The sequence below is a fragment of the Martelella lutilitoris genome (assembly GCF_016598595.1).
Taxonomy (GTDB): Bacteria; Pseudomonadota; Alphaproteobacteria; order Rhizobiales; family Rhizobiaceae; genus Martelella; species Martelella lutilitoris_A.
Genome location: NZ_CP066786.1, coordinates 4,261,809 through 4,284,580, shown reverse-complemented (window position 1 = coordinate 4,284,580; position 22,772 = coordinate 4,261,809). Strand labels below are relative to the sequence as shown.

20 protein-coding genes are annotated in these 22,772 nt (G+C 63.6%); 9 read left to right on the top strand and 11 right to left on the bottom strand.

The features are described from left to right. Positions 1 to 46: 46 nt before the first annotated feature. The 6 genes from JET14_RS20235 to JET14_RS20210 form a co-directional block, all read right to left on the bottom strand. A complete protein-coding gene (locus tag JET14_RS20235; RefSeq protein ID WP_200336013.1) occupies positions 47 to 997 on the bottom strand; it encodes an ABC transporter substrate-binding protein in 951 nt (316 codons plus the stop codon). A 46-nt stretch (positions 998 to 1,043) separates the two neighbouring features. Continuing rightward, positions 1,044 to 2,027 (bottom strand): ABC transporter permease subunit, encoded by a 984-nt coding sequence (locus tag JET14_RS20230; RefSeq protein ID WP_200336011.1) that lies wholly within the window; start codon positions 2,025 to 2,027, stop codon positions 1,044 to 1,046. 33 nt (positions 2,028 to 2,060) lie between these two features. Further along, positions 2,061 to 3,590, bottom strand: a complete 1,530-nt coding sequence (locus JET14_RS20225) for a sugar ABC transporter ATP-binding protein (RefSeq protein ID WP_200336009.1) — start codon at positions 3,588 to 3,590, stop codon at positions 2,061 to 2,063. Next, complete coding sequence (locus JET14_RS20220) at positions 3,587 to 4,372, bottom strand: DeoR/GlpR family DNA-binding transcription regulator (protein ID WP_200336007.1); 786 nt, start codon at positions 4,370 to 4,372, stop codon at positions 3,587 to 3,589. Before JET14_RS20220 ends, JET14_RS20225 begins: the two co-directional genes overlap by 4 nt. A 237-nt stretch (positions 4,373 to 4,609) precedes the next feature. After that, entirely contained in the window at positions 4,610 to 5,068 is a 459-nt protein-coding gene (locus JET14_RS20215) for a host attachment protein (RefSeq protein WP_200336005.1), read from the bottom strand. Between the two features lie 107 nt (positions 5,069 to 5,175). Further along, positions 5,176 to 6,357 carry a LysR family transcriptional regulator gene (locus tag JET14_RS20210; RefSeq protein WP_200336003.1) on the bottom strand — a complete coding sequence of 394 codons (1,182 nt, stop codon included), beginning with the start codon at positions 6,355 to 6,357 and terminating at the stop codon, positions 5,176 to 5,178. A gap of 134 nt (positions 6,358 to 6,491) precedes the next feature. Between JET14_RS20210 and JET14_RS20205 the strand changes: the two genes are divergently transcribed. The 9 genes from JET14_RS20205 to JET14_RS20165 all read left to right on the top strand — a co-directional run bounded on the left by JET14_RS20205 (position 6,492) and on the right by JET14_RS20165 (position 17,519). Further along, on the top strand, positions 6,492 to 8,042 hold the full coding sequence (locus tag JET14_RS20205; protein WP_200336002.1) for an aromatic amino acid lyase: 1,551 nt from the start codon (positions 6,492 to 6,494) through the stop codon (positions 8,040 to 8,042). A gap of 55 nt (positions 8,043 to 8,097) precedes the next feature. Further along, a complete protein-coding gene (gene osmF / locus JET14_RS20200; RefSeq protein WP_200336001.1) occupies positions 8,098 to 9,015 on the top strand; it encodes a glycine betaine ABC transporter substrate-binding protein OsmF in 918 nt (305 codons plus the stop codon). A gap of 226 nt (positions 9,016 to 9,241) precedes the next feature. Continuing rightward, positions 9,242 to 10,444, top strand: coding sequence for an ABC transporter permease (locus tag JET14_RS20195; protein WP_200336000.1), 1,203 nt, complete (start codon positions 9,242 to 9,244; stop codon positions 10,442 to 10,444). Next, positions 10,441 to 11,379 (top strand): ABC transporter ATP-binding protein, encoded by a 939-nt coding sequence (locus JET14_RS20190; protein WP_200335999.1) that lies wholly within the window; start codon positions 10,441 to 10,443, stop codon positions 11,377 to 11,379. Before JET14_RS20195 ends, JET14_RS20190 begins: the two co-directional genes overlap by 4 nt. After that, positions 11,376 to 12,116, top strand: coding sequence for an ABC transporter permease (locus tag JET14_RS20185; RefSeq protein WP_138746758.1), 741 nt, complete (start codon positions 11,376 to 11,378; stop codon positions 12,114 to 12,116). The genes JET14_RS20190 and JET14_RS20185 overlap by 4 nt, the downstream gene beginning before the upstream one ends. A gap of 10 nt (positions 12,117 to 12,126) precedes the next feature. Then, entirely contained in the window at positions 12,127 to 13,506 is a 1,380-nt protein-coding gene (locus tag JET14_RS20180) for a dihydroorotase (RefSeq protein WP_200335998.1), read from the top strand. Next, positions 13,503 to 14,753 carry a Zn-dependent hydrolase gene (locus tag JET14_RS20175; RefSeq protein ID WP_200335996.1) on the top strand — a complete coding sequence of 417 codons (1,251 nt, stop codon included), beginning with the start codon at positions 13,503 to 13,505 and terminating at the stop codon, positions 14,751 to 14,753. Before JET14_RS20180 ends, JET14_RS20175 begins: the two co-directional genes overlap by 4 nt. Before the next feature lies 1 nt (position 14,754). Continuing rightward, positions 14,755 to 15,843, top strand: coding sequence for a DUF917 domain-containing protein (locus JET14_RS20170; protein WP_200335995.1), 1,089 nt, complete (start codon positions 14,755 to 14,757; stop codon positions 15,841 to 15,843). An 11-nt stretch (positions 15,844 to 15,854) separates the two neighbouring features. Further along, positions 15,855 to 17,519 carry a urocanate hydratase gene (locus tag JET14_RS20165; protein ID WP_200335993.1) on the top strand — a complete coding sequence of 555 codons (1,665 nt, stop codon included), beginning with the start codon at positions 15,855 to 15,857 and terminating at the stop codon, positions 17,517 to 17,519. A gap of 351 nt (positions 17,520 to 17,870) precedes the next feature. On the opposite strand, the gene gyrB is transcribed toward JET14_RS20165, so the two are convergent. From gyrB to JET14_RS20140, 5 genes are all read right to left on the bottom strand, one after another. After that, complete coding sequence (gene gyrB / locus JET14_RS20160) at positions 17,871 to 20,306, bottom strand: DNA topoisomerase (ATP-hydrolyzing) subunit B (protein ID WP_200335991.1); 2,436 nt, start codon at positions 20,304 to 20,306, stop codon at positions 17,871 to 17,873. A gap of 275 nt (positions 20,307 to 20,581) precedes the next feature. Beyond that, complete coding sequence (locus JET14_RS20155; RefSeq protein ID WP_200335990.1) at positions 20,582 to 20,788, bottom strand: hypothetical protein; 207 nt, start codon at positions 20,786 to 20,788, stop codon at positions 20,582 to 20,584. Positions 20,789 to 21,006: 218 nt separating this feature from the next. After that, the gene (locus JET14_RS20150; protein WP_024707603.1) at positions 21,007 to 21,369 is read right to left on the bottom strand and encodes a helix-turn-helix domain-containing protein; all 363 of its coding nucleotides are present in this window, start codon (positions 21,367 to 21,369) and stop codon (positions 21,007 to 21,009) included. Beyond that, entirely contained in the window at positions 21,341 to 21,934 is a 594-nt protein-coding gene (locus tag JET14_RS20145) for a Smr/MutS family protein (RefSeq protein ID WP_200335989.1), read from the bottom strand. Before JET14_RS20145 ends, JET14_RS20150 begins: the two co-directional genes overlap by 29 nt. 66 nt (positions 21,935 to 22,000) lie before the next feature. After that, positions 22,001 to 22,702 carry a Tim44/TimA family putative adaptor protein gene (locus JET14_RS20140; protein WP_200335985.1) on the bottom strand — a complete coding sequence of 234 codons (702 nt, stop codon included), beginning with the start codon at positions 22,700 to 22,702 and terminating at the stop codon, positions 22,001 to 22,003. Positions 22,703 to 22,772: the final 70 nt, after the last annotated feature.

The window sequence follows — 22,772 nt, the reverse complement described above, 5'->3', positions numbered from 1 at the left end:
CGCCGCGCCTCTCAGGTCTCAATGCGGGTGCGGGGCGGGTCCGGGCTTACTCGCGAACGGCCGTCCAGCCCTGATACTCGTCGACATTGTCCGCCGTGATCAGCTGCGGCTCGAGCAGAACCGTGGTCTCCTCGATATCCTCGCCCTGATAGAACTTGTAACCAAGCTCAAGCGCCTCGCCGGCCATGACGTAAGGGTCCTGGGACGCGGATGCCTTCAGCAGTGAGTTCGGGTCCTTCAGCGACTTTTCCGTATCCGGAGCGCCGTCGACGCCGGTGATGATGATGTCGGTGCGACCGAGCTGCTTGGCGGCAAGCTGGGCGCCGAGCGCCATCGGGTCATTGGCGCCGAAGACCGCGTCGAGATCGGAGAAACGGGTCAGCAGACCCTGCATCACGTTCATGCCGCCTTCGCGCGCGGCTAGGCCGTTCTGGTCGTTGGAAACGACATTGATGCCGTCATTGGCCTCGAACACCTCCATGCAGCCGGTGAAACGGTCATTGAGCGAGGAGGAGGACGGGCCCTTGATGATGGCGACATTGCCTTCGCCGGAAAGCGCGTCGACGATGTACTGGCAGGCCTTCTGGCCGGCGGCGATATTATCCGTCATCACGGTCACGTCAGCGCCCGGCGCGGAAACGTCGAAGGCGGCGATCGTGATGCCGGCGTTCTTGGCGCGGTTGACGGCGGGAGCGATCGCCGTGTCGTCCACGGCGTTCAGCATGATGATGTCGACGCCCTTGGCGATGAAGTTATCGATCTGGCTCACTTGCTTGTTGAGGTCGTAATCGGCCGAGACCGAGGTGATCTCGACATCGGGGTTGATCTCGCGGGCGCGGTCCTCGATGCCCTTGATGGTGGCGACGAAGAACGGGTTGCCGAGCAGGCCGACGGAAATGCCGATGCTGTTCAGTTCCTTGTCCTGCGCCTGCGCGCCGGACGCCGTCATGGCGATGGCCGCTGCCGCGCCAAGAAGAAGTTTCTTCGAAATATGCATGGTTGCTCCTCCGCGTTTTTGCGTTTCATGCGTGAATGAAGGGCCTTTACGTCCTGTCGGAACCCTTGCCGCGGAAGCGGTCGAGGGTGACGGCAGCGATAATGACAAGGCCCTTGATGATGAACTGCCAGATATCCGACGTTCCCGTCAGGATCAGGCCGTTCGACAGGACAGCGATGATCAGCGCACCGATCAGCGTGCCCCAGATCGAGCCGACGCCGCCAACGAAACTGGTACCGCCCAGAATGACGGCGGCGATTGCGTCGAGCTCATAGGATTGTCCGAGTTGCAGGCCGTTGGCCGCGTAAAGCCTGGCCGCCGACATGACGCCGCCAAGCCCTGCCATCAGGCCGGAGACGCCGTAGACGAACAGCAGCACAAGCGGCACCTTGATGCCCGTCAGCCGTGCCGCCTCCTGGTTGCCGCCGACGGCATAGATCCAGGTGCCGAGCACCGTGCGGCGCAGCACGAACCAGGAAATCAGAATGACCAGAAGGGCGATGATGGCAAGGATCGGCACGCCGAGGATCGCGCCGTTGCCGATCACCGCGAATGGCAGTTCGGCGTTGAACACCGTCGTGTCATTGCCCATCAGCCGGGCCACGCCGCGCACCGCCGTCAGCGATCCGAGCGTGACGATGAAGGGCGGCAATCGCAGGAACGCCACCAGCGCGCCGTTGGCAAGGCCGAAGACCAGGCCAAGCGCCAGCCCTGCCGGCACGCCGATCCAGCCGAGCGCCGGGTTGAGCGAGAAGATCACCGCCGCCATGGCGGACGCCGCAAGGATCGAGCCGACCGAAAGGTCGATGCCCCCGGTCAGGATGACGAAGGTCATGCCGGCCGCCAGCACGATGTTGATCGAGGCCTGCTGCATGACGATCGACAGATTGTTGACGCCCAAGAATTTGCCGGTCAGGAGCTGGAATCCGATTGCCAGCAGGATCAGCACCGGCAGCATGCCGAGCGTCTTGATCAGCGTGCCGACCTGGTAGGACCGGCCGCCGGCCGCTCCCTTCTGCGTCTCAGTCATAGATGTCCTCCTTCGGCATTTCAGCGCCGTCTTTCATGCAGCGGCCCCGCTTCCCGTGGAAAGCCGCATGATTGCTTCCTGTTCGATCGCCGCACCGTCCGACGATGTCACCTCGCCGGCGATCTCGCCTTCGCGCATGACGATGACGCGGTCGGCGACATTGATGATTTCCGGCAACTCGCTGGAGATCATCACCACGGCGAGACCCTGGCGCGCCAGTTCATCGATCAGCCGGTAGATTTCGGATTTCGCGCCGACATCGACGCCGCGGGTCGGCTCGTCGAGTATGATCACTTTCGGTTTGACTTCCAGCAGCCGTCCGAGCAGCACCTTCTGCTGGTTGCCGCCCGACAGCGAACCGACATTGACGAAAGGCGAGGGCGCGCGGATCGACAGTTTCTCGAACTCGGCGCGCGCCCGCTTGCGCGCCGCCCTGAAGTTGCGCGTTCCGGCGGGTCCCGAATCCTCGCCCATGACGCAGATATTGATGTTGTCGGCAATCGTCATGTCGAGGAACAGGCCGAGCTGCTTGCGGTCTTCCGTCAGATAGACGATGCCGGCGTCAAGCGCGGCGCTCGGGCTTTGCGGGGTCACCTCCCGGCCTTCGAGCAGCACCGTGCCGGATGTCGCCTTGTCGGCGCCGTAGATCAGCCGGGCAAGCTCGGTGCGTCCGGAGCCGACAAGGCCGGAGACGCCAAGCACCTCGCCGCGCCGGACGGAAAAGGAGCAATCGCGCACCTTGCGGCCGGCGCTCATATTGCGCACCTCGAGGACCGTTTCGGCGCTTTCGGCGCGCTCGACATGCTCTTTCTTGTAGAAGGTCGAGAGCTCGCGACCGACCATCATCGAGATCAGCCGTTCGGCGCTCAGCTCGTCGCGGTCAAGCGTGCCGATATACTTGCCGTCGCGCAGCACCGAGCAGCGGTCGGCAAGGCGGTAGACCTCCTCCATGCGGTGCGAGATGTAGATGATGGCGATGCCGTCGGCCTTGAGCGCGGCGATCACCTCGAACAGGCGTTCGGTCTCGCGGCTTGACAGCGATGTCGTCGGCTCGTCCATGACGATGATCTGCGCATTGGTGGACATGGCGCGGGCGATCTCGACAAGCTGGCGTTCGCCGAGCGAGAGGCTGCCGACCACTGTCGAGGGGGAGAAGTCGACGCCGAGACGCTTCAGCAGCGGCGCGGTGCGCGAACGCATCTCCGCGCGGTTGACGATACCGGAGCGCGCGCGCTCATTGCCGAGGAACACGTTTTCGGCGACCGTCAGATTGGGCGCGAGCGACAGCTCCTGGTAGATCACGGCAACGCCCATGGCCTTGGCCGCCTTCGGGTTGCCTTCCGGCACAGGCTTGCCGCCGACCAGGATGGTGCCGCCCTTGTCCGGCGTATAGGCGCCGGAGAGGATCTTCATCAGGGTCGATTTGCCGGCGCCGTTTTCACCCATCAGCGCGTGCACCTCGCCGCCATGGGCGGTGATCGCGACATCCTCCAGGGCCTTCACGGACCCGAAGGTCTTTGAAATCCCTTCCATTTCCAGAACCGGGCGTGAGGTCTCTGTCATGCGTCGGTCTCTCCCTTTCGCGCGGCGACGATATAATCGACGCCTTCCTCCTCGAGCATGCGGGCATCGGCATCGGCGAGGCCGTCATCGGTCACCAGCCTGCGGATCTGGGCAAAGGGTAGGGACAGCGTCGATGTCCGTTCGGCAAATTTGCGGCTGTCGACGAGGACGATGATCTCGTTGGCGAAGGCGGCCATATCGCGGGTCAGCTGGACCAGCAGCGGGTTGGTCTCCATCAGCCCTTGCCGTTCAATGCCGAGCGCGCCGACGAAGAACTGCGAGGCATAGAAGGCGCGCTCGTCGGCGAACCGGTCATAGACGATGCCGGGCTCTCGGTGCAGGTCGCCGCCGCCGATGGTCAGCTGGCATTCGCCATATTCGGCGAGATAGGCGGCGAGCGGCATGGAATGGGTGAAGACCCTGAGATTGCGCCGGGCAATGGCCATGCCGAAGTGAAAGCAGGTCGAGCCGCCGTGAATGATGATCGACGTGCCGTCGCGCACGAGCGTCGAGGCGGCGGCCGCAATCGCCCGTTTCTGCTCGACCGCGATGTCGCGGTTTTCCATGAAGGGAAGGGGGATGGCGCGGCGGGCGTGATGACCCTTTTCGGCCGCGATGCCGCCATGCACGCGCTGGCCGAAGCCTGCCTTCTCAAGCTTGTCGATGTCGCGCCGGACGGTCGCTGCGGACACGCCCGTCGCGTCGGTCAGTTCGGTGACCGAGAGAAAGGGGTGCTCAGCAAGCAGGGCCAGTATTTTCTGGTGCCGGTGCAACTCCGCCATTCCGTCCTCCCGTACGGAATTCCATTCCCGGAAAATGAACCAGAAGAATCAGAAATGCAAGATTTTGTGCGTACTTTTGGCCGAGAACTGTTTTGATACGATCAAAAGATGATCGATATCAATCATTTCGGTTCCGAGCTGGCGTTTTGGCATCTTCGCGGAAGCCTTCGGCTGCTGACGGCAGTTGCGCGGGCCGGGCGCGGCGAGCGCCGCCCCGCGGCAACCGCCGATCCGGGCTCAGGCGGCCCGCAATTTGGTCAGGTGCTTCTCGATATCGGCGACCGACTGGTTGGCGAGTTCCTTCTGGATTTCCTCGCGCATTGCCCCGCTTGTCTCGGACTTGAGATGGGGGCGGAGCGCACCGATTGCCGCCGGCGGGGCGATCAGGACATAGTCCTCGATCGTCTTGTCATAGACGAGGGCGTTGAGGCGTTCGGCCACCCGTTTGACAAATTCCTGCTCCGCCTGTTCATGCCAGTCGGTTTCCTCCATGGCGCTGCGACCGCTGCCGACCGAGGAATGGGAGCGGCCGGGCTTGTCGGTGCCGATATCGCGCGAGGGCGCGTCGTCGTGGGCGAAGCGCTCTTCCACCCTGAGATTCAGGATCTCGGCATCGCCGCCATTTTCCAGAAACAGCGCCCGCGAACCGTCGCAGACAACGACCCAGGATTTGTGGGGAACTTTGAACAGGCTCATCAGGGACCTCCTCTTGGTTGACGGGGAAGATTTGCCTTAAGCAGAAACCCTCCGGGCAGGCCTGATGTTCCTCAAAAAGGTATCCGAATTTTTGAAGTCGCGCTCCTTCAGTCGATCGCCGGCAAAACCTCCAGGATGCGGCTTGCCTGGCGGGCGGCGGCCGTTGTCGGCGGCCAGACCAGGGAGAGGGTGAGGCTGAAACGATCCGCCAGCGGAATGCTGCCGATCGGGGCGGCCATGGAAAGAAAGGCGGCCTCCGGCAGCACGGCGACAAAATCGTGCTCGATGACGAGGTTGATGATGATCGGCAGGGAATCGACCTCGACCATGCGCATCGCCGTCCGTTCGGCTTCGCTCAGCTTCTCGGCGAAAAGCGCGTCGGCCTTTTGCCTGAGCCCGCTCTTGAGGCTCGGCACCGCGACCGGGCGGGTCAGCACCAGATTGGCGACGTCCCCGCCGCTTGTCTCGATCAGCCGGCGCGGGCCGACAATGGAGAGGCGCGAGCGCGAGATCGCCCGGCGCTCGAAATTGTCCGGGATCGCCTCGGTGTCCAGCAGCGCCACGTCATAGGTGCCGCCCTGCAGGCCGCGCATCAGTTCATCCGCCGTGGTGGACGAGATGAACAACGGCGCGCCGGGCCGCTGCTCGAGCCAGCGCGCGGAAAGCCGGGCGAGGGAGCGCGCCGTGTTGCTCTCGTAGCCGAGCGGGATCACCGATCCCAGGTGGCAGGTGGAGACCGTGCGGCGGAACTGGCGGGCCGCACTCTTGGTCAGGCGTTTCCACACTTCCTCGAGCGTCTCGGCAAGCGCGAGCGCCTGCTGGCCGGCGGGCGTCAGGTCAATGCCCTCGGCGCTGCGGACAAAGAGGGCCCGGTTCATGTCCGCTTCGAAGGCGGAAATCTGGCGGGAAAGCTGCGGCTGGCCGATGCCGATCTCCCGCGCGGCGCGTCGGATACTGCCCGAGCGCGCCACCTGCGAGAAGCGGGAAAGCGTGAGGAAGCTCACCGACAGCTTCGCTTTTCGCGCGGCGTCAACCGCCGCAAGCTCCCCAAGAGCGCGGGCCGTGCCTGCCGCAAGCGCGATATCCGGCATCAGCCGCCGTCCCTCAAGCGTCAGCGACAGGCGCGATCCAGCCTTCTGCACCAGCGGCGTGGCGAGTTCGTCCTCCATCCGGCTGACGGCGGCTGCCATGCTGGCCGGCGGACGATGCAATGCGCGCGCTGCGGGGCGCAGGCCGCCGCATTTCAGCACTTCATGCACGCTTATGATCGTCAGCGTATCCACGGACATCGCCCCATTCTGCTGTGCTTATATTTTATGCAAAAGAAAGATTGCATAAATCGGGAGCATCTCCCGTTCATCATATGGGATATCCCGTCTTCTGCGATAATCCAATACGCTTGCCTCAATCAATGGGGAACGCGATGAGCCCGAAGAACAAGAACATCATGTTTTCAGGACAGCCGCTGGATTTCGACATCCTGTCGCGGATTGGCGCCGGCCTCGCGCTTCCCGCCGTCACGCACGCCGGGGTCGAGCGGGTTGAGCGCGCCCATCAGGTGGTGAAGGACCGGCTTGCCGACGGGCTCTCGATCTATGGCGCCAATACCGGCGTCGGCGCGATGAAGGACACGGAGTGGACCGCCGAAGCGCTGGAAGACTTCAATCTCGGCCTCGTGCGCGCCCATCACTTCGGAACCGGCGAGCCTTTTCCGGTCGAGATCGTCCGCAACGCGATCGCGATCCGCATCAATACGGCGCTGACCGGAAGGGTTGGCTGCTCCATGGCTCTGGTGGAGGCGTTTCAGGCGCTGCTCGAACAGGATGTCATCCCGATCGTGCGCCGCACGGGTTCGATCGGTTGCGCCGATATCGGCCTGATGGGTCAGGTCTCGGCAGCGCTCACCGGCGTTGGCGATGCCGTCTATCAGGGGCGCCGCATGCCGGTGACCGAGGCCTTCACGGCTGCCGGCCTGAAGCCCTTGCGGATGGAGCCGCGCGATGCGCTCGCTTCCTTCTCGCTCAATGCCATCGGCTATGCCTCCGCCGCATCCGCCCTGCACAAGGCCGCCCTTGCCGTGCGCGTGCTCCTGGCGACTGGCCTTGCGACGGCCGGCGCCATGGGTGCCGCGATCGCGCCCTGGCGTTCGGTGGTCGAGGTCGGCACCCATGCCCATGCCGATATCGGCACCTGGCTTTGCCGCGCCTTCGATGACTGGTGCTGGACGTCCGCCAGCCATGTGCAGGATCCATTGTCGATCCGCATGATGCCGCAGGTCTTCGGTACCACGATCGAGAGCCTGACGATTGCCGGCAATACCATTCTGGCGGCGACCGGCCGCACCGATGACAATCCGGTGGTCATCGGCAATGAAGTGCTGACCTCCGGCGGCTCGCTACCGCTCGATGTGACGATCTACATGCAGGCCGCCCAGATCGCCATGGCCCATGTGGCGCGTAACATCTTCAACCGCTGCGTCATCCTTGCAAACGGGGGACGGCGCGGCCTGCCGGTCAACCTCGTGCCGCATGGCGTGGTGGCCACCGGTTTCGGCCCGATCCTGAAGCTTGCGGGCGATCTCTTCATCCGGACCCAGTCGCTCTCCGCGCCGATCTCGGCCCAGTCGCTGGTGGTGGCCGGCGGGATCGAGGACGAGGCCGCCTTCCTGCCGCTGGTGGTCGAACGCTTCGAGCGACAGGTGCGGGCGCTCAGGCGCATGGCAGGCCTCGAGGCGCTTCTGGCGGCGCAGGCCATGGATATTTCCGGCGATGAACCATGCGGTGTTGCAAATCTGGTCTATGCTATCGTCAGATCGCATTCCGCGCTCTATCTGAAGGACAGGCCGCTTTCGAGCGAGGTCGAGCAGATTGAGGAGGAGCTCGGCTCGGACGCGACAATGACCAGACTGATCGACCAGGCGCCGCTGGCCCTGCTCGATGACTTTTTCGCACTCGCACCGCCTGAGACGGCCTGAGGCCGCAGGCGATCAAGCACGGTCTTGAACGGACCGACCAAGAGAGGGACAGATCATGAAACGACTTTTGACTTTGACAGGCGCGCTCGCCATTTCGGCTTTCGCCTTCGCAGGAACCGCTTCGGCCGATCCGGTCGTCGTCTCCTCCAAGATCGACACGGAAGGCGGCGTGCTCGGCAACATCATCCTGCAGGCGCTGCAGGCCAATGACATTCCGACGGAAAACAAGATCCAGCTCGGCGGCACGCCGATCGTCCGTCAGGCGATCACGCAGGGCCAGATCGATATCTACCCGGAATATACCGGCAATGCCGCCTTCTTCTTCAACAAGACCGACCTTCCGGTCTGGAACAAGCCGGAGGCCGGCTATGAAGAGGCCAAGAAGCTCGACTACGACACCAACAAGATCGTCTGGCTGACCCCGGCGGACGCCAATAACACCTGGGCGATCGCTTTGCGCAAGGACGTTGCCGATCCGAACAACCTGTCGACCATGAGCGAGTTCGGCGCCTATGTCGCCGATGGCGGCACGGTGAAGCTGGCGGCATCCTCCGAGTTCGTCACCTCGCCGGCAGCGCTTCCGGCCTTCGAGGAAGCCTATGGCTTCGATCTCACCTCCGGCCAGTTGATCCAGCTTTCCGGCGGCGATACGGCGGCAACGATCGCGGCGGCGGCCAAACAGACATCCGGCGCCAATGCCGCCATGGTCTACGGCACCGACGGCGGCATCGCGCCGTCCGGCCTGAAGGTGATGACGGACGACAAGGGCGTGCAGCCGGTCTACCTGCCGACCCCGATCATCCGCGAGGTCCGTCTCGAGGAATACCCGCAGATCGCCGACATGCTGAAGCCGATCTTCGAGGGCCTGACGCTTGAAACCCTGCAGGACCTCAACGGCCGCGTCCAGGTTGGCGGCGAACCGGCCGATGCGGTTGCCAAGGACTACCTGACGAAGAACGGGTTCGTGAAGTAAGGCCGAAATCGGCGGCACTACAGCAAAAACAATCTCCCCCCTTGAGGGGGAGATGCCCCGACAGGGGGCAGAGAGGGGTGAACCCTCTCCAATGAGGCACGGTGTATGCGGCTCTTGCCCTTACCCCCCTCTGTCGCTTTCGCGACATCTCCCCCTCAAGAGGGGAGATCGAAGGCGCGCACCCCCGCCCAAGCGGGATAACCGACCGACAGCCGAAGGGCATGCCATGTCAGCCATCAGCGAATACCGAAAGGAAGGCCGGGCCGCCGCAAGGCTCGACAAGCTCGGCGTCATCGTCGCGGCGATAGCGCTCTTCGCACTCTTTCTCCAGCCCTTCGCGCTTTTCCGCGCGAACCGCATCGTCGCGGCCGACAATGTCATGGTCTGGTCGGCGATGCCGCTGTGGCAGGCCATTGCCCTTGTCGTCGCCATGCTCGCCGCCATCGCCGTCATCCTGTTCAGGACGCCGGTGAACCTCAGGCTCGCCGTTTCGATCGCCGCCATTGCCGTTCTGGCGCTGATGGTGGGCCGCGCCGGCTATTACCTGATGCCGGACGACAATCCTTATGCCCGCGTTTCGCCGGGCGCGAGCTTCTGGATCCTGCTGTTCGCCTTTTCCATCGCCATGGCCGATGCGATCGTGCGCAAGGCGCTGCCGCCGATGATGCGGATCGCGTTCCTGATCGTCGCGGCCTTCGCGATCGGGCTGCTGCTCTGGTCGGGCGCGTGGAACGATCTGTCGATCCTGAAGGAATACAACAACCGCGCCGACGCCTTCTGGCGCGAGGGCCGCACCCATGTGGAACTGGCCTTCGGCTCGCTGGCCGCTGCCGCTGCTGCCGGCATCCCGATCGGCATTCTCTGCTTTCGCGTGCCGAAGGTGCGCGCCACCATTTTGAACAGCCTCAACGTTTTGCAGACGATCCCGTCGATTGCGCTGTTCGGCCTGCTGATCGCGCCGCTTGCCTGGGTCGGCCGCAATGTGCCGGGCGCTGCCGAACTCGGCATTGCCGGTATCGGCTTTGCCCCGGCCATCGTTGCGCTCTTTGCCTATTCGCTGCTGCCCGTCGTCTCCAACACGGTCGCCGGCCTCGACAGCGTGCCGCGCGATGCCCGCGAGGCCGCGCGCGGCATGGGCATGACCGGTCGCCAGCGGCTTTTCCAGGTGGAGCTGCCGCTGGCCTTTCCCGTCATCCTCACCGGCATCCGCATCGTGCTGGTGCAGAATATCGGCCTTGCCGTAATCGCCGGGCTGATCGGCGGCGGCGGATACGGCACATTCGTCTTCCAGGGCATTGCCCAGACGGCCACCGACCTCGTGCTGCTCGGCGCGCTGCCGGTCGTCGGCATGGCCTTTGCCGCGGCCATCATTCTCGATGCGCTTGTCGAAATCAGCCAGACAAAATCCAAAAAGGGGAGCCGGGCATGATCGAGATCGAGGGAATTACCAAGGTCTATGGCGACTATAATGCCGTCGACAATGTCTCGCTCCAAGTCGAGCGCGGCGAACTGGCGGCGATCGTCGGCACGTCCGGTTCCGGCAAGACCACGCTGATGCGGATGATCAACCGCCTGGTGGAACCGACCTCCGGCACGATCCGTATTGACGGACGCGATAACCGCGAGCTGCCGGATTACGAGCTTCGCCGCGGCATCGGCTATGCCATTCAGGGCCACGGCCTGTTTCCCCACCGCTCGGTGGCGGAAAACATCGCCACGGTGCCGAAGCTTCTCGGCTGGGACAGGAAGCGGCGCGATGCCCGCGTCGATGAACTGCTGGAACTGTTCCACCTGGAGCCCGAAGCCTTTCGTGACCGCATGCCGCACGAGCTTTCCGGCGGTCAGCAGCAGCGCATCGGCGTGGCCCGCGCACTTGCCGCCGAACCCGCATTGCTGCTGATGGACGAGCCTTTCGGCGCTCTCGACCCGATCATCCGCGCCAAGGCGCAGGAAGACCTGATCGATATCCAGCGCAAATTCTCCACCACCGTCGTGCTCGTCACCCATGACATGGACGAGGCAATCCTCCTCGGTCACAAGATCGCGGTCATGCATGAGGGACGGCTTGAACAATATGCGCCGGCCGCAGAAATCATCGCCGATCCGGCAAGCGCCTTCGTCAACGAACTGCTCGGCACCGGCGACAAGGCCTTCCGCATGCTCTCGCTGGAGGCCTGCGAAAACCTCGTCGAGGAAGGCCCGGCCGAGGGCGAGGCGATCCCCGCTTCGGCAAGCCTGAAGGATGCGCTGGCCGCAGCACTCTGGTCCGGTCGTGACGCGCTGCCGGTCGAGCGCGATGACAAGGTCATCGGCCGGGTCACCCGCGATGCCCTGATCCGTCGCGCTGCGGGACCGTCATCATGAGAGCCTCGGTCTTCATCCGTCTGGCGCTTCTCGTCCTGCTGATCGCCTTCATCAGCTTTCCGGAAGCCTTCGCGCCGGTGTTCCGGCCGTTCACCCAGAACGGCGCGCCGGCGATCTACACCCAGACCAGCCTGCTCTCCCTGACGCTGAGCCACCTCGCCATTGTCGGCGCGGCGACGGTTGCGGCGACCCTCTTTTCCGTCGGCCTTGCCATCATCGTCACAAGGCCGTTCGGCGTCGAGTTCCTGCCTCTGTCGCGCTCGATCGCCAATATCGGCCAGACCTTTCCGCCGGTCGCCGTGCTGGCGCTTGCCGTGCCGATGTTCGGCTTCGGCCCGATCCCGACGCTGATTGCGCTCTTTCTCTATGGTCTCTTGCCGATCTTCGAGAACGCGCTGACGGGGCTCACCAATTTGCCGGGCAATGTCTCGGAGGCCGCGCGCGGCGTCGGCATGACCGGCACGCAGCGTCTCATGCAGGTCGAGTTCCCGCTCGCCTTTCCCGTCATTCTCGCCGGTATCCGCCTTTCGGTCGTCATCTCGCTGGCGACGGCGACGATCGGCTCGACGGTTGCCGCCAAGACGCTTGGCGAGGTGATCATCGCCGGGCTGTTGTCGAACAACACCGCTTTCGTTCTGCAAGGCGGCCTCGTGGTCGGCGTTCTGGCGCTCCTCATTCACGATGCCTTCGTGATGTTCGAGCGGGCAACCGCGCGGCGCACGGGCCGCTTCTACTAGGAGACATCAAATGTCGGATTTCGATCTCGTTCTGAAAGGCACGCTGGTGCTTTCCGATCGGGTGGTCAAGCGCGGCCATGTGGCGGTCCGCGACGGGCTGATCGCCGCCATCGGCCAGGGGGAGGCGCCCGGCGCCCGCGAGCGTCATGACCTCGGCGAAGCGCTGATCCTGCCCGGCGCAATCGATGCGCAGGTGCATTCCCTGAGCCAGAAGGATCAGGAGGATTTCATCTGGTCGACGCGCTCGGCTGCTGCCGGCGGCGTCACGACCATCGTCGACATGCCCTATGACGAGGGCAATGTGGTGAATTCGGACGAAGCCGTCGGCAAGAAGATCGCGCATGCCAGTCCGCAAGCTCGCGTCGATTTCGCCCTTTACGGCACGGTCGACCCAACGGAAGGTGCCGCGCGCATTGCAGAGCAGGTGGAAGCCGGCGTCGCCGCCTTCAAGTTCTCGACCTTCGGTACGCACCCCACCCGTTTCCCCCGCATTCCCGCTGCCCTTCTGGAAGAGTGTTTTGCCGCGATTGCGCCGACCGGCCTTGCCGCCGGCGTCCACAATGAGGACGACGAATTCGTCAATGCGGCGATCGCGAGGGTGAAGGCCTCCGGCATCACCGATTACCGCGCCCACGGCCTGTCGCGACCGCCGCTGACGGAACTGCTTGCCATGCACCAGATCTACGAGACGGGAGCCGAGACCGGCTGCCCGGCGCATGTGGTGCATTGCTCGCTTGGCCGCGGCTACGAGATCGCCGCCGGCTATCGCGCTGAGGGCCACAATGCCACGGTCGAATGCTGCATCCATTATCTGACGCTGGACGAGGAAAACGACGTCCGCCGGCTCGGTGGCAAGGCCAAGATCAACCCGCCGGTGCGCCCGCGCGCCGAAGTCGAAAAACTCTGGCGGCATGTGGCTTGCGGCAATGTCACTCTGGTCTCCACCGATCACGTGAGCTGGTCGGAAGACCGCAAGACCAATCCGGATATGCTGGCCAATGCGTCGGGCGTTCCGGGGCTCGAGGTGATGATGCCGCTCTTCATCAAGGGCGCGATCGAGCATGGCGTGCCGCTTTTCTGGGCCGCCCGGCTGATGGCGGCAAACCCGGCCAGGCATTTTCGCATAGACCACGTAAAAGGCGCGCTCGAAATCGGCAAGCATGCCGACATCGCCGTGCTGGAACCGGGTGACTTCGTCTATGACGCAGCGGAAAGCGGCAATAATGTCGTCGGCTGGTCGCCCTATAACGGCATGCGCCTGCCCTACAGGGTGGCGGCAACATGGCTGCGCGGAAAACAGGTCTTTGACGGAAAAGCCGTCGCCGAACCCGGAACGGGCGCTTTCGTCCGCCCCGAGGCAAGCCTGCCGCTTCGGGAGGTGATCCGATGAGCCGCAACCTCACTGTTTCTCCGGCGCGCATCGCCGCCGATATCGACGCGCTGGCCGCGATCACCGATGCCGGCCGGCCGTGGACGCGGCGGGCCTTTTCCGATTTGTTTCTGCAAGGCCGCGCCTATCTGGAGAAGCAGTTCCGGGCCGCAGGCCTCGAAACCCACATCGATACAGCCGGCAACCTGATCGGCCGCCGGGCGGGCCGAAACGCAAAAGCCGGCACGATCATGCTGGGCTCCCATTCTGATACGGTCCCGGATGGCGGGCGCTTCGACGGGGTCGCAGGCGTTGTCGTGGCGCTGGAAGTGGCGCGCGGTCTGAAAGAAGCCGGCATCGAACTGGAACACAATCTCGAAGTCACCGACTTTCTCGCCGAGGAAGTCTCGATCTTCGGCGTTTCCTGCGTCGGCTCGCGCGGCATGGCCGGTATCCGTCCCGACGAGTGGCTCGGCCGCGAGGCGGAGGGCATGACGCTGGCCGAGGGCATCGAAAAGGTTGGCGGTAAACCAGCATTGCAGATCGCCCGTGACGATATCCGTGCCTTTCTCGAACTGCATATCGAGCAGGGGCCGGTGCTGGAGGGCGAGAAGCTGGACATCGGCGTCGTCACCGCCATCGCCGGCATCACCCGCGTCGAGATCATCGTCGAGGGCCGGGCCGATCACGCCGGCACCACGCCGATGGACCGCCGCGCCGACGCACTTGCTGCGGCGGCGCATGTGGTGCTTGCAGTTGAAACCCTTGCCGGCGAGCTTGCCGCGACCCCCGGCCATTTCGCCGCCACCACCGGCGAATTCGAGATGTGGCCGAACGCCGCCAATGTGGTGCCGTCGAAGGTGCGCATGCTGCTCGATATACGCTCGGAACACCGCGACGATCTCGGTGAATTCCTGACCGGTCTGGAATCCTGCCTCGAAGGCATCGCGCGTGACAATGGCGTTGCCATCGCCGCGCCGCGCCTCGTTTCCGACAATCCCGCCATGCCGATGGACCCGCTGGTGATGGAAACGCTTGATGCGGCCTGCGAGACGACAGGCGCTGCGCATCGTCGCATGGCCTCCGGCGCTGGCCACGATGCAGCCTTCATGGCGCGCATTGCCAGAGCCGGCATGATTTTCATTCCCTGCCTTTCCGGCCGCAGTCACGCGCCCGAGGAATGGGCGGAAAACGCCGATATCGCGCTCGGAGCGGAAGTGCTGTTCGAAGCGGTGAAGCGGCTCGACAAACAACTGATGGAGCAATGAGATGGGCCGTATCCTGACGACCAAAGATGTGGAGCCCGCCGTCAAGGGCGGCTCGGTTTATGCCGCCGGCGGCGGCGGATGGGCCGATCATGGCCGCATGCTCGGCTATGCCGCCGTCAATGTCGGCAAGCCGGAGCTGGTCTCGGTGGAAGAGCTTTCCGATGATGACTGGGTGGCGACGGCCGCCGCCATCGGCGCGCCCGCCTCGACCACGCCCTGGGAGATGCAGGGCATCGACTATATCAAGGCTGCCGAGTTGCTGCAGGACGCGCTCGGCGAAAAGCTTTCCGGCCTGATCGTCGGCCAGAACGGAAAATCCTCGACGCTGAACGGCTGGCTGCCCTCCGCCGTGCTCGGCACCAAGGTTGTCGATGCCGTCGGCGATATCCGCGCCCATCCGACCGGCGACATGGGCGCAATCGGCATGGCGAGTTCGCCCGAACAGATGATCCAGACGGCCGTCGGCGGCAACCGCGCCGAAAACCGCTATATCGAACTGGTGGTGAAGGGCGCGACGGCGAAGATCTCGCCGGTTCTCAGAACCGCCGCCGACCAGTCCGGCGGCTTCATCGCCTCCTGCCGCAATCCGCTCAGGGCATCCTACGTGAAGGCCCATGCCGCACTTGGCGGTATCTCGATGGCGCTGACGCTTGGCGAAGCGATCATCGCGGCGGAAGGCAAGGGCGGTTCCGCCATCATCGACGCCATTGTGAAAACCACCAATGGCGCAATCCTGACCGAGGGCAAGGTGACGAAGAAGGCGGTGGTCTACACCAACGAGGCCTTCGATGTCGGCACGGTCACGGTGGGTTCCGGCGACAAGGCGACGGTGCTGCACGTGATGAACGAATACATGGCGGTCGAGGATGCCGGCGGCAACCGGATCGCGACTTTCCCCGATGTCATCACCACGCTGTCGCCCGAGGGTGAACCCTTGAGCGTCGGTCAGTTGCAAGAGGGCATGACCATCTTTGTCCTGCATGTACCGAAGACGGTTATTCCGCTGTCGTCCAGCGTCAGGGATCCGGCCGTCTATCCGGTAGTCGAAAAGGCGCTCGGCATTTCGATTGCCGACTACGCGCTGGCCTGAGGGAGGACGATATGCCGAAAGACAATCCGCGCCATCCGAATTTCCCCATTCCCGGCGGGCCTGAGCTGCGTGCCAAGGGCTGGCGGCAGGAAGCGCTGCTCAGGTTGATGGAAAACGTCCTTTCCGTCGGCGAGGACCCGGACAATCTCGTGGTCTATGCCGCGCTCGGCAAGGCCGCGCGCAACTGGCCGTCCCACGCGATAATCGTGAAGGCGCTTCTCGACATGGACGAGAACCAGACGCTGGTGATCCAGTCCGGCAAGCCTGTCGGCCTGCTGAAGACCCATGCAAAGGCGCCGCTCGTCATCATGGCGAACTGCAATATCGTCGGCCAGTGGGCGAAGGCGGAGGTGTTTTACGAACTGGAGCGCAAGGGGCTGATCTGCTGGGGCGGGCTGACGGCCGGCGCGTGGCAGTATATCGGCTCGCAAGGCGTCATCCAGGGCACCTATGAAGTCTTCATGCGGATTGCCGAAAAGCGCTTCGACGGTTCGCTGGCCGGCCGTTTCATCCTGACGGCGGGGCTCGGCGGCATGGGCGGCGCCCAGCCGCTGGCCGGCCGCATGGCGGGGGCGGCCATTCTGGTGATCGATATCGATGCCGAACGGGCGCGCAAACGCCACGAGATCGGCTTCCTCGACGAGATCGCGCCGGATCTTGACGCTGCGCTGGCGATGATTGAGGAGGCGGTAGCGGCGAAGAAGGCGATCTCCATCGGCCTCGTCGGCAATGCCGCCGACATCTATCCGGAGATTGTGCGGCGCGGCATCACGCCCGATATCGTCACCGATCAGACCTCGGCCCACGATCTCGTTTATGGCTATGTGCCGAAGGGCATGTCGCTGGCCGAAGTGAAGCGTCTGCGTGAGGAAGGCTCGGCGCAGCTGATGGCCGCAAGCCGTGCCTCGATTACCGATCACGTCCGCGCCATGCTGAAGTTCCAGCAAAACGGCGCGGAGGTGTTCGACAACGGCAATCTGATCCGCACTCAGGCGCGCGAAGGCGGGGTCGAAAACGCCTTCGACATTCCAATCTTCACCGAAGCCTATCTCAGGCCGCTCTTTTCGGAGGCGATCGGCCCGTTCCGCTGGATGGCGCTTTCGGGGGAGGCGAGCGATATCGCCCGCATCGATGATCTCGTGCTCGCAATGTTTCCCGACAATTTCATCGTCACCAACTGGATCCGGCTGGCGCGCGAAAACGTACCCTTCGAAGGCCTTCCCGCCCGCATCGCCTGGCTTGGCCATGGCGAGCGCACGCGCCTTGCCGTCGCGGTCAATGATCTGGTGGCGAAGGGTGAGTTGAAGGGGCCAGTGGCGTTCTCGCGCGATCATCTCGATGCCGGCGCCATGGCGCATCCGAATATCATGACGGAGAACATGAAGGACGGCTCCGACGCGATCGCAGACTGGCCGCTGATCAACGCCATGACCATGTGCGCCTCGATGGCCGATCTCGTCGTCATCCATTCCGGCGGCGGCGGCTATGCCGGCTACATGACCAGCGCTGGCGTCACCATCATCGCCGATGGCACCCCGGAAGGGGCCGAACGTCTGGAGCATGCGCTGACCAACGATACGTCGCTGGGTATCATCCGTTATGCGGATGCGGGGTATGAGCTTGCAGAGGCGGCGGCGGAACGTGGAGGCGTCGGGTATTTGCCGCTTGAGGGGTGAAAAACGCCACCTCTCCGCCATACGGGGAAAACCTGTTCGGTGCATGCGAAAGTCAGCCCGAAGACCGATCTCCCCCTTGGGGGAGATTGATGATCATGCAGTCTGTAAATCGCTCCGGCGCAGAAAAAACACAGATGGCGACGCCAGTTCAGACCTTTCGGCTTGCGCTCTGCTTTTCCACACGCGTCACCCTCGGGCTTGACCCGAGGGTCCAATCACATCTGTCGCGATAAGCGTTGGCGGGATGTGCTCCGATGTCGCCAAGGCCCGCGACACGTCGCCTGGATCCTCGGGGCAAGCCCGAGGATGACACCCGGAGAAGAGGCGCAAGGAAACCGCGGGGCCGCTCCGTCAGATATCCAGATTGGCCACCGAAAGGGCATTGTCCTGGATGAAGTCGCGGCGGGGTTCCACCTCGTCGCCCATCAGGCGCGAGAACAGGCCATCGGCGCTTGTGGCATCGGCAACCTTGACCTGCAGCAGCGAGCGGACATTGGGGTCCATCGTCGTTTCCCAGAGCTGCTCGGCATTCATCTCGCCAAGACCCTTGTAGCGCTGGGTGGTCAGTCCCCGGCGACCCGCCTCGAAGACGGCTTCGAGCATGGCGCGCGGGCCGTGAATGGTCAGATCGCCATTCTTGCGGCTCAGAAGCGGCGGCTTGTCGTAGATCTCGAACAGGCGCTTCTGCATCTGGTCGATATAGCGCGCATCCGTGGAGCCGATCAGGCCCATGTCGAGCGACGCGACTTCCTTGACGCCGCGCACGGTGCGCTCGAAGCGCAGTCCGCCATCGTCGCGCACAAAGCCTTCCCAGCCGCGCTCGGTTTCCTCGGCGATCACGTCAAGACGCGCTGCGATATCGGCGGCAAGTCGCTCGGCCTCGGCCGGGTCCGTCACGCGCTCGGCATTGAGCGCGCCGGCAATCGCCGCCTGCTCGACGACGGCGCGGTCGTAACGCGAATGGAGGCCTTCCATAAGGTTGCGCATGCGGATCGCATCGACGATCACCTGACGCAGGTCCGCGCCGGCGCGGACTTCTCCGGACGCCAGATGCAGGGACGCGTCCTCAAGGCCCTGATCGATCAGGTAATCCTCGAGCGCCTGCTCGTTCTTCAGATATTGCGTCGATTTCCCGCGCGTCACCTTGTAGAGCGGCGGCTGGGCAATATAGAGATGGCCGCGCTCGATCAGTTCCGGCATCTGCCGGAAGAAGAAGGTCAGAAGCAGGGTGCGGATATGCGCGCCGTCGACGTCGGCATCGGTCATGATGATGATCTTGTGATAGCGCAGCTTTTCCGGATTGTACTCGTCCTTGCCGATGCCCGTGCCGAGCGCGGTAATCATCGTACCGATTTCCTGGCTCGACAGCATCTTGTCGAAACGCGCGCGCTCCACGTTCAGGATCTTACCGCGCAGCGGGAGGATCGCCTGGGTCTCGCGCGAGCGGCCCTGTTTGGCAGAACCGCCGGCGGAATCGCCCTCCACGAGGATCAGTTCGGATTTCGACGGATCGCGGTTGGAGCAGTCGGCAAGCTTGCCGGGCAGCGAGGCAATATCAAGCGCGCCCTTGCGGCGCGTCAGTTCGCGCGCGCGCCGGGCGGCCTCGCGGGCGGATGCGGCCTCGGCCACCTTGGTGACGAGCACGCGGGCCTCGTTCGGGTGCTCTTCCAGCCATTGGCCGAGCGCCTCATTGACGCAGCTTTCGACGACCGGTCGGACTTCGGAGGAGACCAGCTTGTCCTTGGTCTGCGAGGAAAACTTCGGATCCGGCACCTTGACCGAGAGCACGGCGGTGAGACCTTCGCGGCAATCATCGCCCGTCAGCGTCACCTTTTCTCGCTTCAGGATACCCGATGTGTCGGCATAGGAGACCATCTGCCGGGTCAGCGCGCCCCGGAAGCCCGCCATATGCGTACCGCCGTCGCGCTGGGGAATGTTGTTGGTGAAGCAGAGCACGTTCTCGTGGTAGCTGTCGTTCCACCACATTGCCACCTCGACGGTGATGCCGTCCTTCTCGGTGGAAATGGCGATCGGTTCGGAGACCAGCGGCTTCTTCGAACGGTCGAGATAGGCGACGAAGGCGGCGAGCCCGCCATCATAATGCATTTCCTTGGAAACCGGCTCGGCATGGCGGTTGTCGGTCAGAAGAATGCGTACGCCGGAATTCAGGAAGGCCAGCTCGTGCAGGCGTTTTTCCAGCGTGTCATAGTCGAAATCGACCATGGTGAAGGTTTCGGAACTCGGCATGAAGGTCAGTTCGGTGCCGGTCTCGCCGCCTGCATCGCCGATCACTTCCAGCGGCTTGTCGGCGACGCCGTGCGTGAAGGAAATCTCGTGCAGCTTGCCATTGCGCTTGATCTTCAGCTTCAGCCAGACCGAAAGCGCGTTGACCACCGAAACGCCGACGCCGTGCAGGCCGCCGGACACCTTGTAGGAGTTCTGGTCGAACTTGCCGCCGGCATGCAGCTGGGTCATGATCACTTCGGCCGCCGAAATGCCCTCGCCGGTATGAATATCGGTCGGGATGCCGCGGCCGTTGTCGGTGACGCTCACCGAACCGTCGGGATTGAGCGTCACGGTCACCAGGTCGGCATAGCCGCCAAGCGCTTCGTCGATGGCGTTGTCCACCACCTCATAAACCATGTGATGCAGACCCGAGCCGTCATCCGTATCGCCGATATACATGCCCGGGCGCTTGCGCACGGCATCGAGGCCCTTGAGAACCTTGATCGAATCGGCACCGTATTCGGCCGGAAGGCCGACGGCTGTTTCTGGAGTTTCGCTCATCAACAGGTCTTTCCGAATGTGTCAGGGGCGCGGCGGGTCGCAAAACCCCGCCGAATCACTGCTTTTTCAAGCGCTAAGCTTAGGGGAAAAGCCGTTTTCGCTCAAATCGCTGCGGCTCCTTTTACAGTCAAATTGGGGATAAACCTAGCCCGTTTCAATGATGGGGCAGCACCATCGGCAAGCGGCCTTGCCGCCACGGTATAAAAAGAGGCGGCGCTCCGGTTGGAACGCCGCCTCGAAGGTGAAAATCGGCCTATTGCGCGATCAGGACGCTGTCAACCCGCCTTGCGGCGGATCCAGCGCTCATTGGGCTCGATCAGCGCGGCATCGGCAAAGGTCGCCATCTCGTGCTCGGCCCTGTCCCGTGTCAGGATGCCGTTCCAGTGAAGGTAGAGATAGCTTTCGCGGATGATCTGGTTGGTCGAGGGGATGTTTGCCGCAGTGCTGCGGACGCGATTGGACTGGACGGCCGTCGGGGCCATGACCTTCTCCATGGAATGCTTGCAATGTTCGGGAGGCGCTTACCGGCGGGAAACGTCTTCGCATTCGAGGCCCCATACAAGTCTTGCAGGGCCGGATGCAGAGAACCTCTTGGCCAGAAGTTGTATCAAGGCCCCGAATGCAGTTTCACCGTAGTAAAACCGTGCCGGCACTTCTTTGATCTCCCTCAAATTTCGTGAAGATCGTCACTTTTGAGGCGTCAGCGGCCAAGTCTCCGGTCGAGCAGGCCGTCGAGTTCGCCGATCGCTTCTTCGTCGAGCTGTCCGATGATGCGCGACAGACGGTTGGCAAACGCGGTGTGGGCGGCCGAGAGGCCTGCCGTGTCGATCACGACGCGCGGATCGGACTGGTCGGCGATGGCGAACAACGCCTCGGCATCGTCCCAGATAATATGAAAATAGCCGGCCACGCGCTGGAGAAAGTCGAAACTTGGCTTGCCGCGCCGGCCATGCTCAAGCGCGGAGAGATAGGCCGCCGAAACGCCAATGGCTTCCGCCATCTCTTTCTGCGAAACGCCGCGCTCTGCCCTCAGCTTACGAACCGCCTCGCCGAACGGTGTCATGGTCACGTCCCTTCCTTCGGGCAAGGCGCACGTAAAGCGCGCCCTCGCCGCCATGCTGACGGGCCGCCGTCTCGTAGGACGAGATCAGCGGCCGGAAATCCGGCAGCGAGAACCAGATCGGCACCGCCCGCTTCAGCGCGCCGTCGCTGCCGATCGACCCGCCCTTGCCGGTGATCACCAGGATATGGCGGTGCCCCCTGTCATGGGCGCGGTGCAGGAATGCGAGAAGCAGCGCATGCGCCTCGTCCTGGAACAGGCCGTGAAGGTCGATCCTGGCATCGATTGCAAGTCGCCCGCTCGCCAACTTGCGCTTGACCGGCCGCTCCAGCTGATGGTGCCTGCGGGGCTTCTCCCCGGCCGGCTTTTTCGGCAGCGCCAGCGGCGAGACGCTGGTCTTTCCCGTGTCGGTCTTTTTGCCCTCGGCGGCAATGCCATTCATCAGGTCGGAAAAACTTTCCGGGCCGGAAGAGGGCTTTTCCAGCTTCTTGCCGGGAAGCGGGCGGGCCGTGCGCGCGACCTTCATCCACAAGTCCCGTTCTTCTGCGGAGAGCTTCCGGCGGCTCATCTTGAAAGAAACTCCCGGCAAGAAGAAGCGGCGCCAAAACGCCGCTCTCATCAGACAATGCTCGGCCTATTCGGACGCGGTGGCGATCAGCTTCCAGTTCGGATCGCGCGCCCGCGTGTCGCGCGCGAAGGTCCACAGATCCCGGATCTCGGCAATCTGCTCGGCGTCACCGTCAACGATCTCTCCGTCCTTGCCATAGGTGGCGGAGATCATCTGGCTGACAATCCTGAGCGTGATCCGGGCCTCGGTCTTGTCAACCTCCGCCTCGGTGATCTCGGCCTTCTCGATGCCGACAAAGCTTGCCTTGACGGATTCGCCGTTCGCCTCGCGCTCGCTGATGGCGGCGTTGAAGCCCTCATAGACCTCCTTGGACAGGAGGCCCTTCAGCGTGCGGCGATCGCCGTCGGCAAAGGCCATGACGATCATCTCATAGGCAGCGTTCGCGCCCTTCATGAAGGCGGCCGGCTCGAATTGCGGATCGGCCTCGACAATTTCCTTAAGGCCCTTGTTCGCGTCGGTGCCCGTCGGTGCGATCTTGTCGACGGCGGCGAGTCGGTCCGCCTTGTTGTCCTTTTCCGCTCCGGGCAGCGTGATCACGTTGCCATCCTGCCGTGCAGCTTCCGCTGCGTCGGTGCGCGAGCGAACCGGGCTCTGCTCGTAGCGTGGTTTCTCGTTGCCGGTGCGGCGGCCCAGAACATTGCGGAGCTGGAAAAAAATCACCACCGCAGCAATCAGGAAGAAGAGTGTAATCAGATCGCTTGTGCCCATTTTGGTGCTAACCGCCGTTTTCCCTGTTGTTTCCACTCCCCATATAGACTTCACAGGGCCATGATTCAAA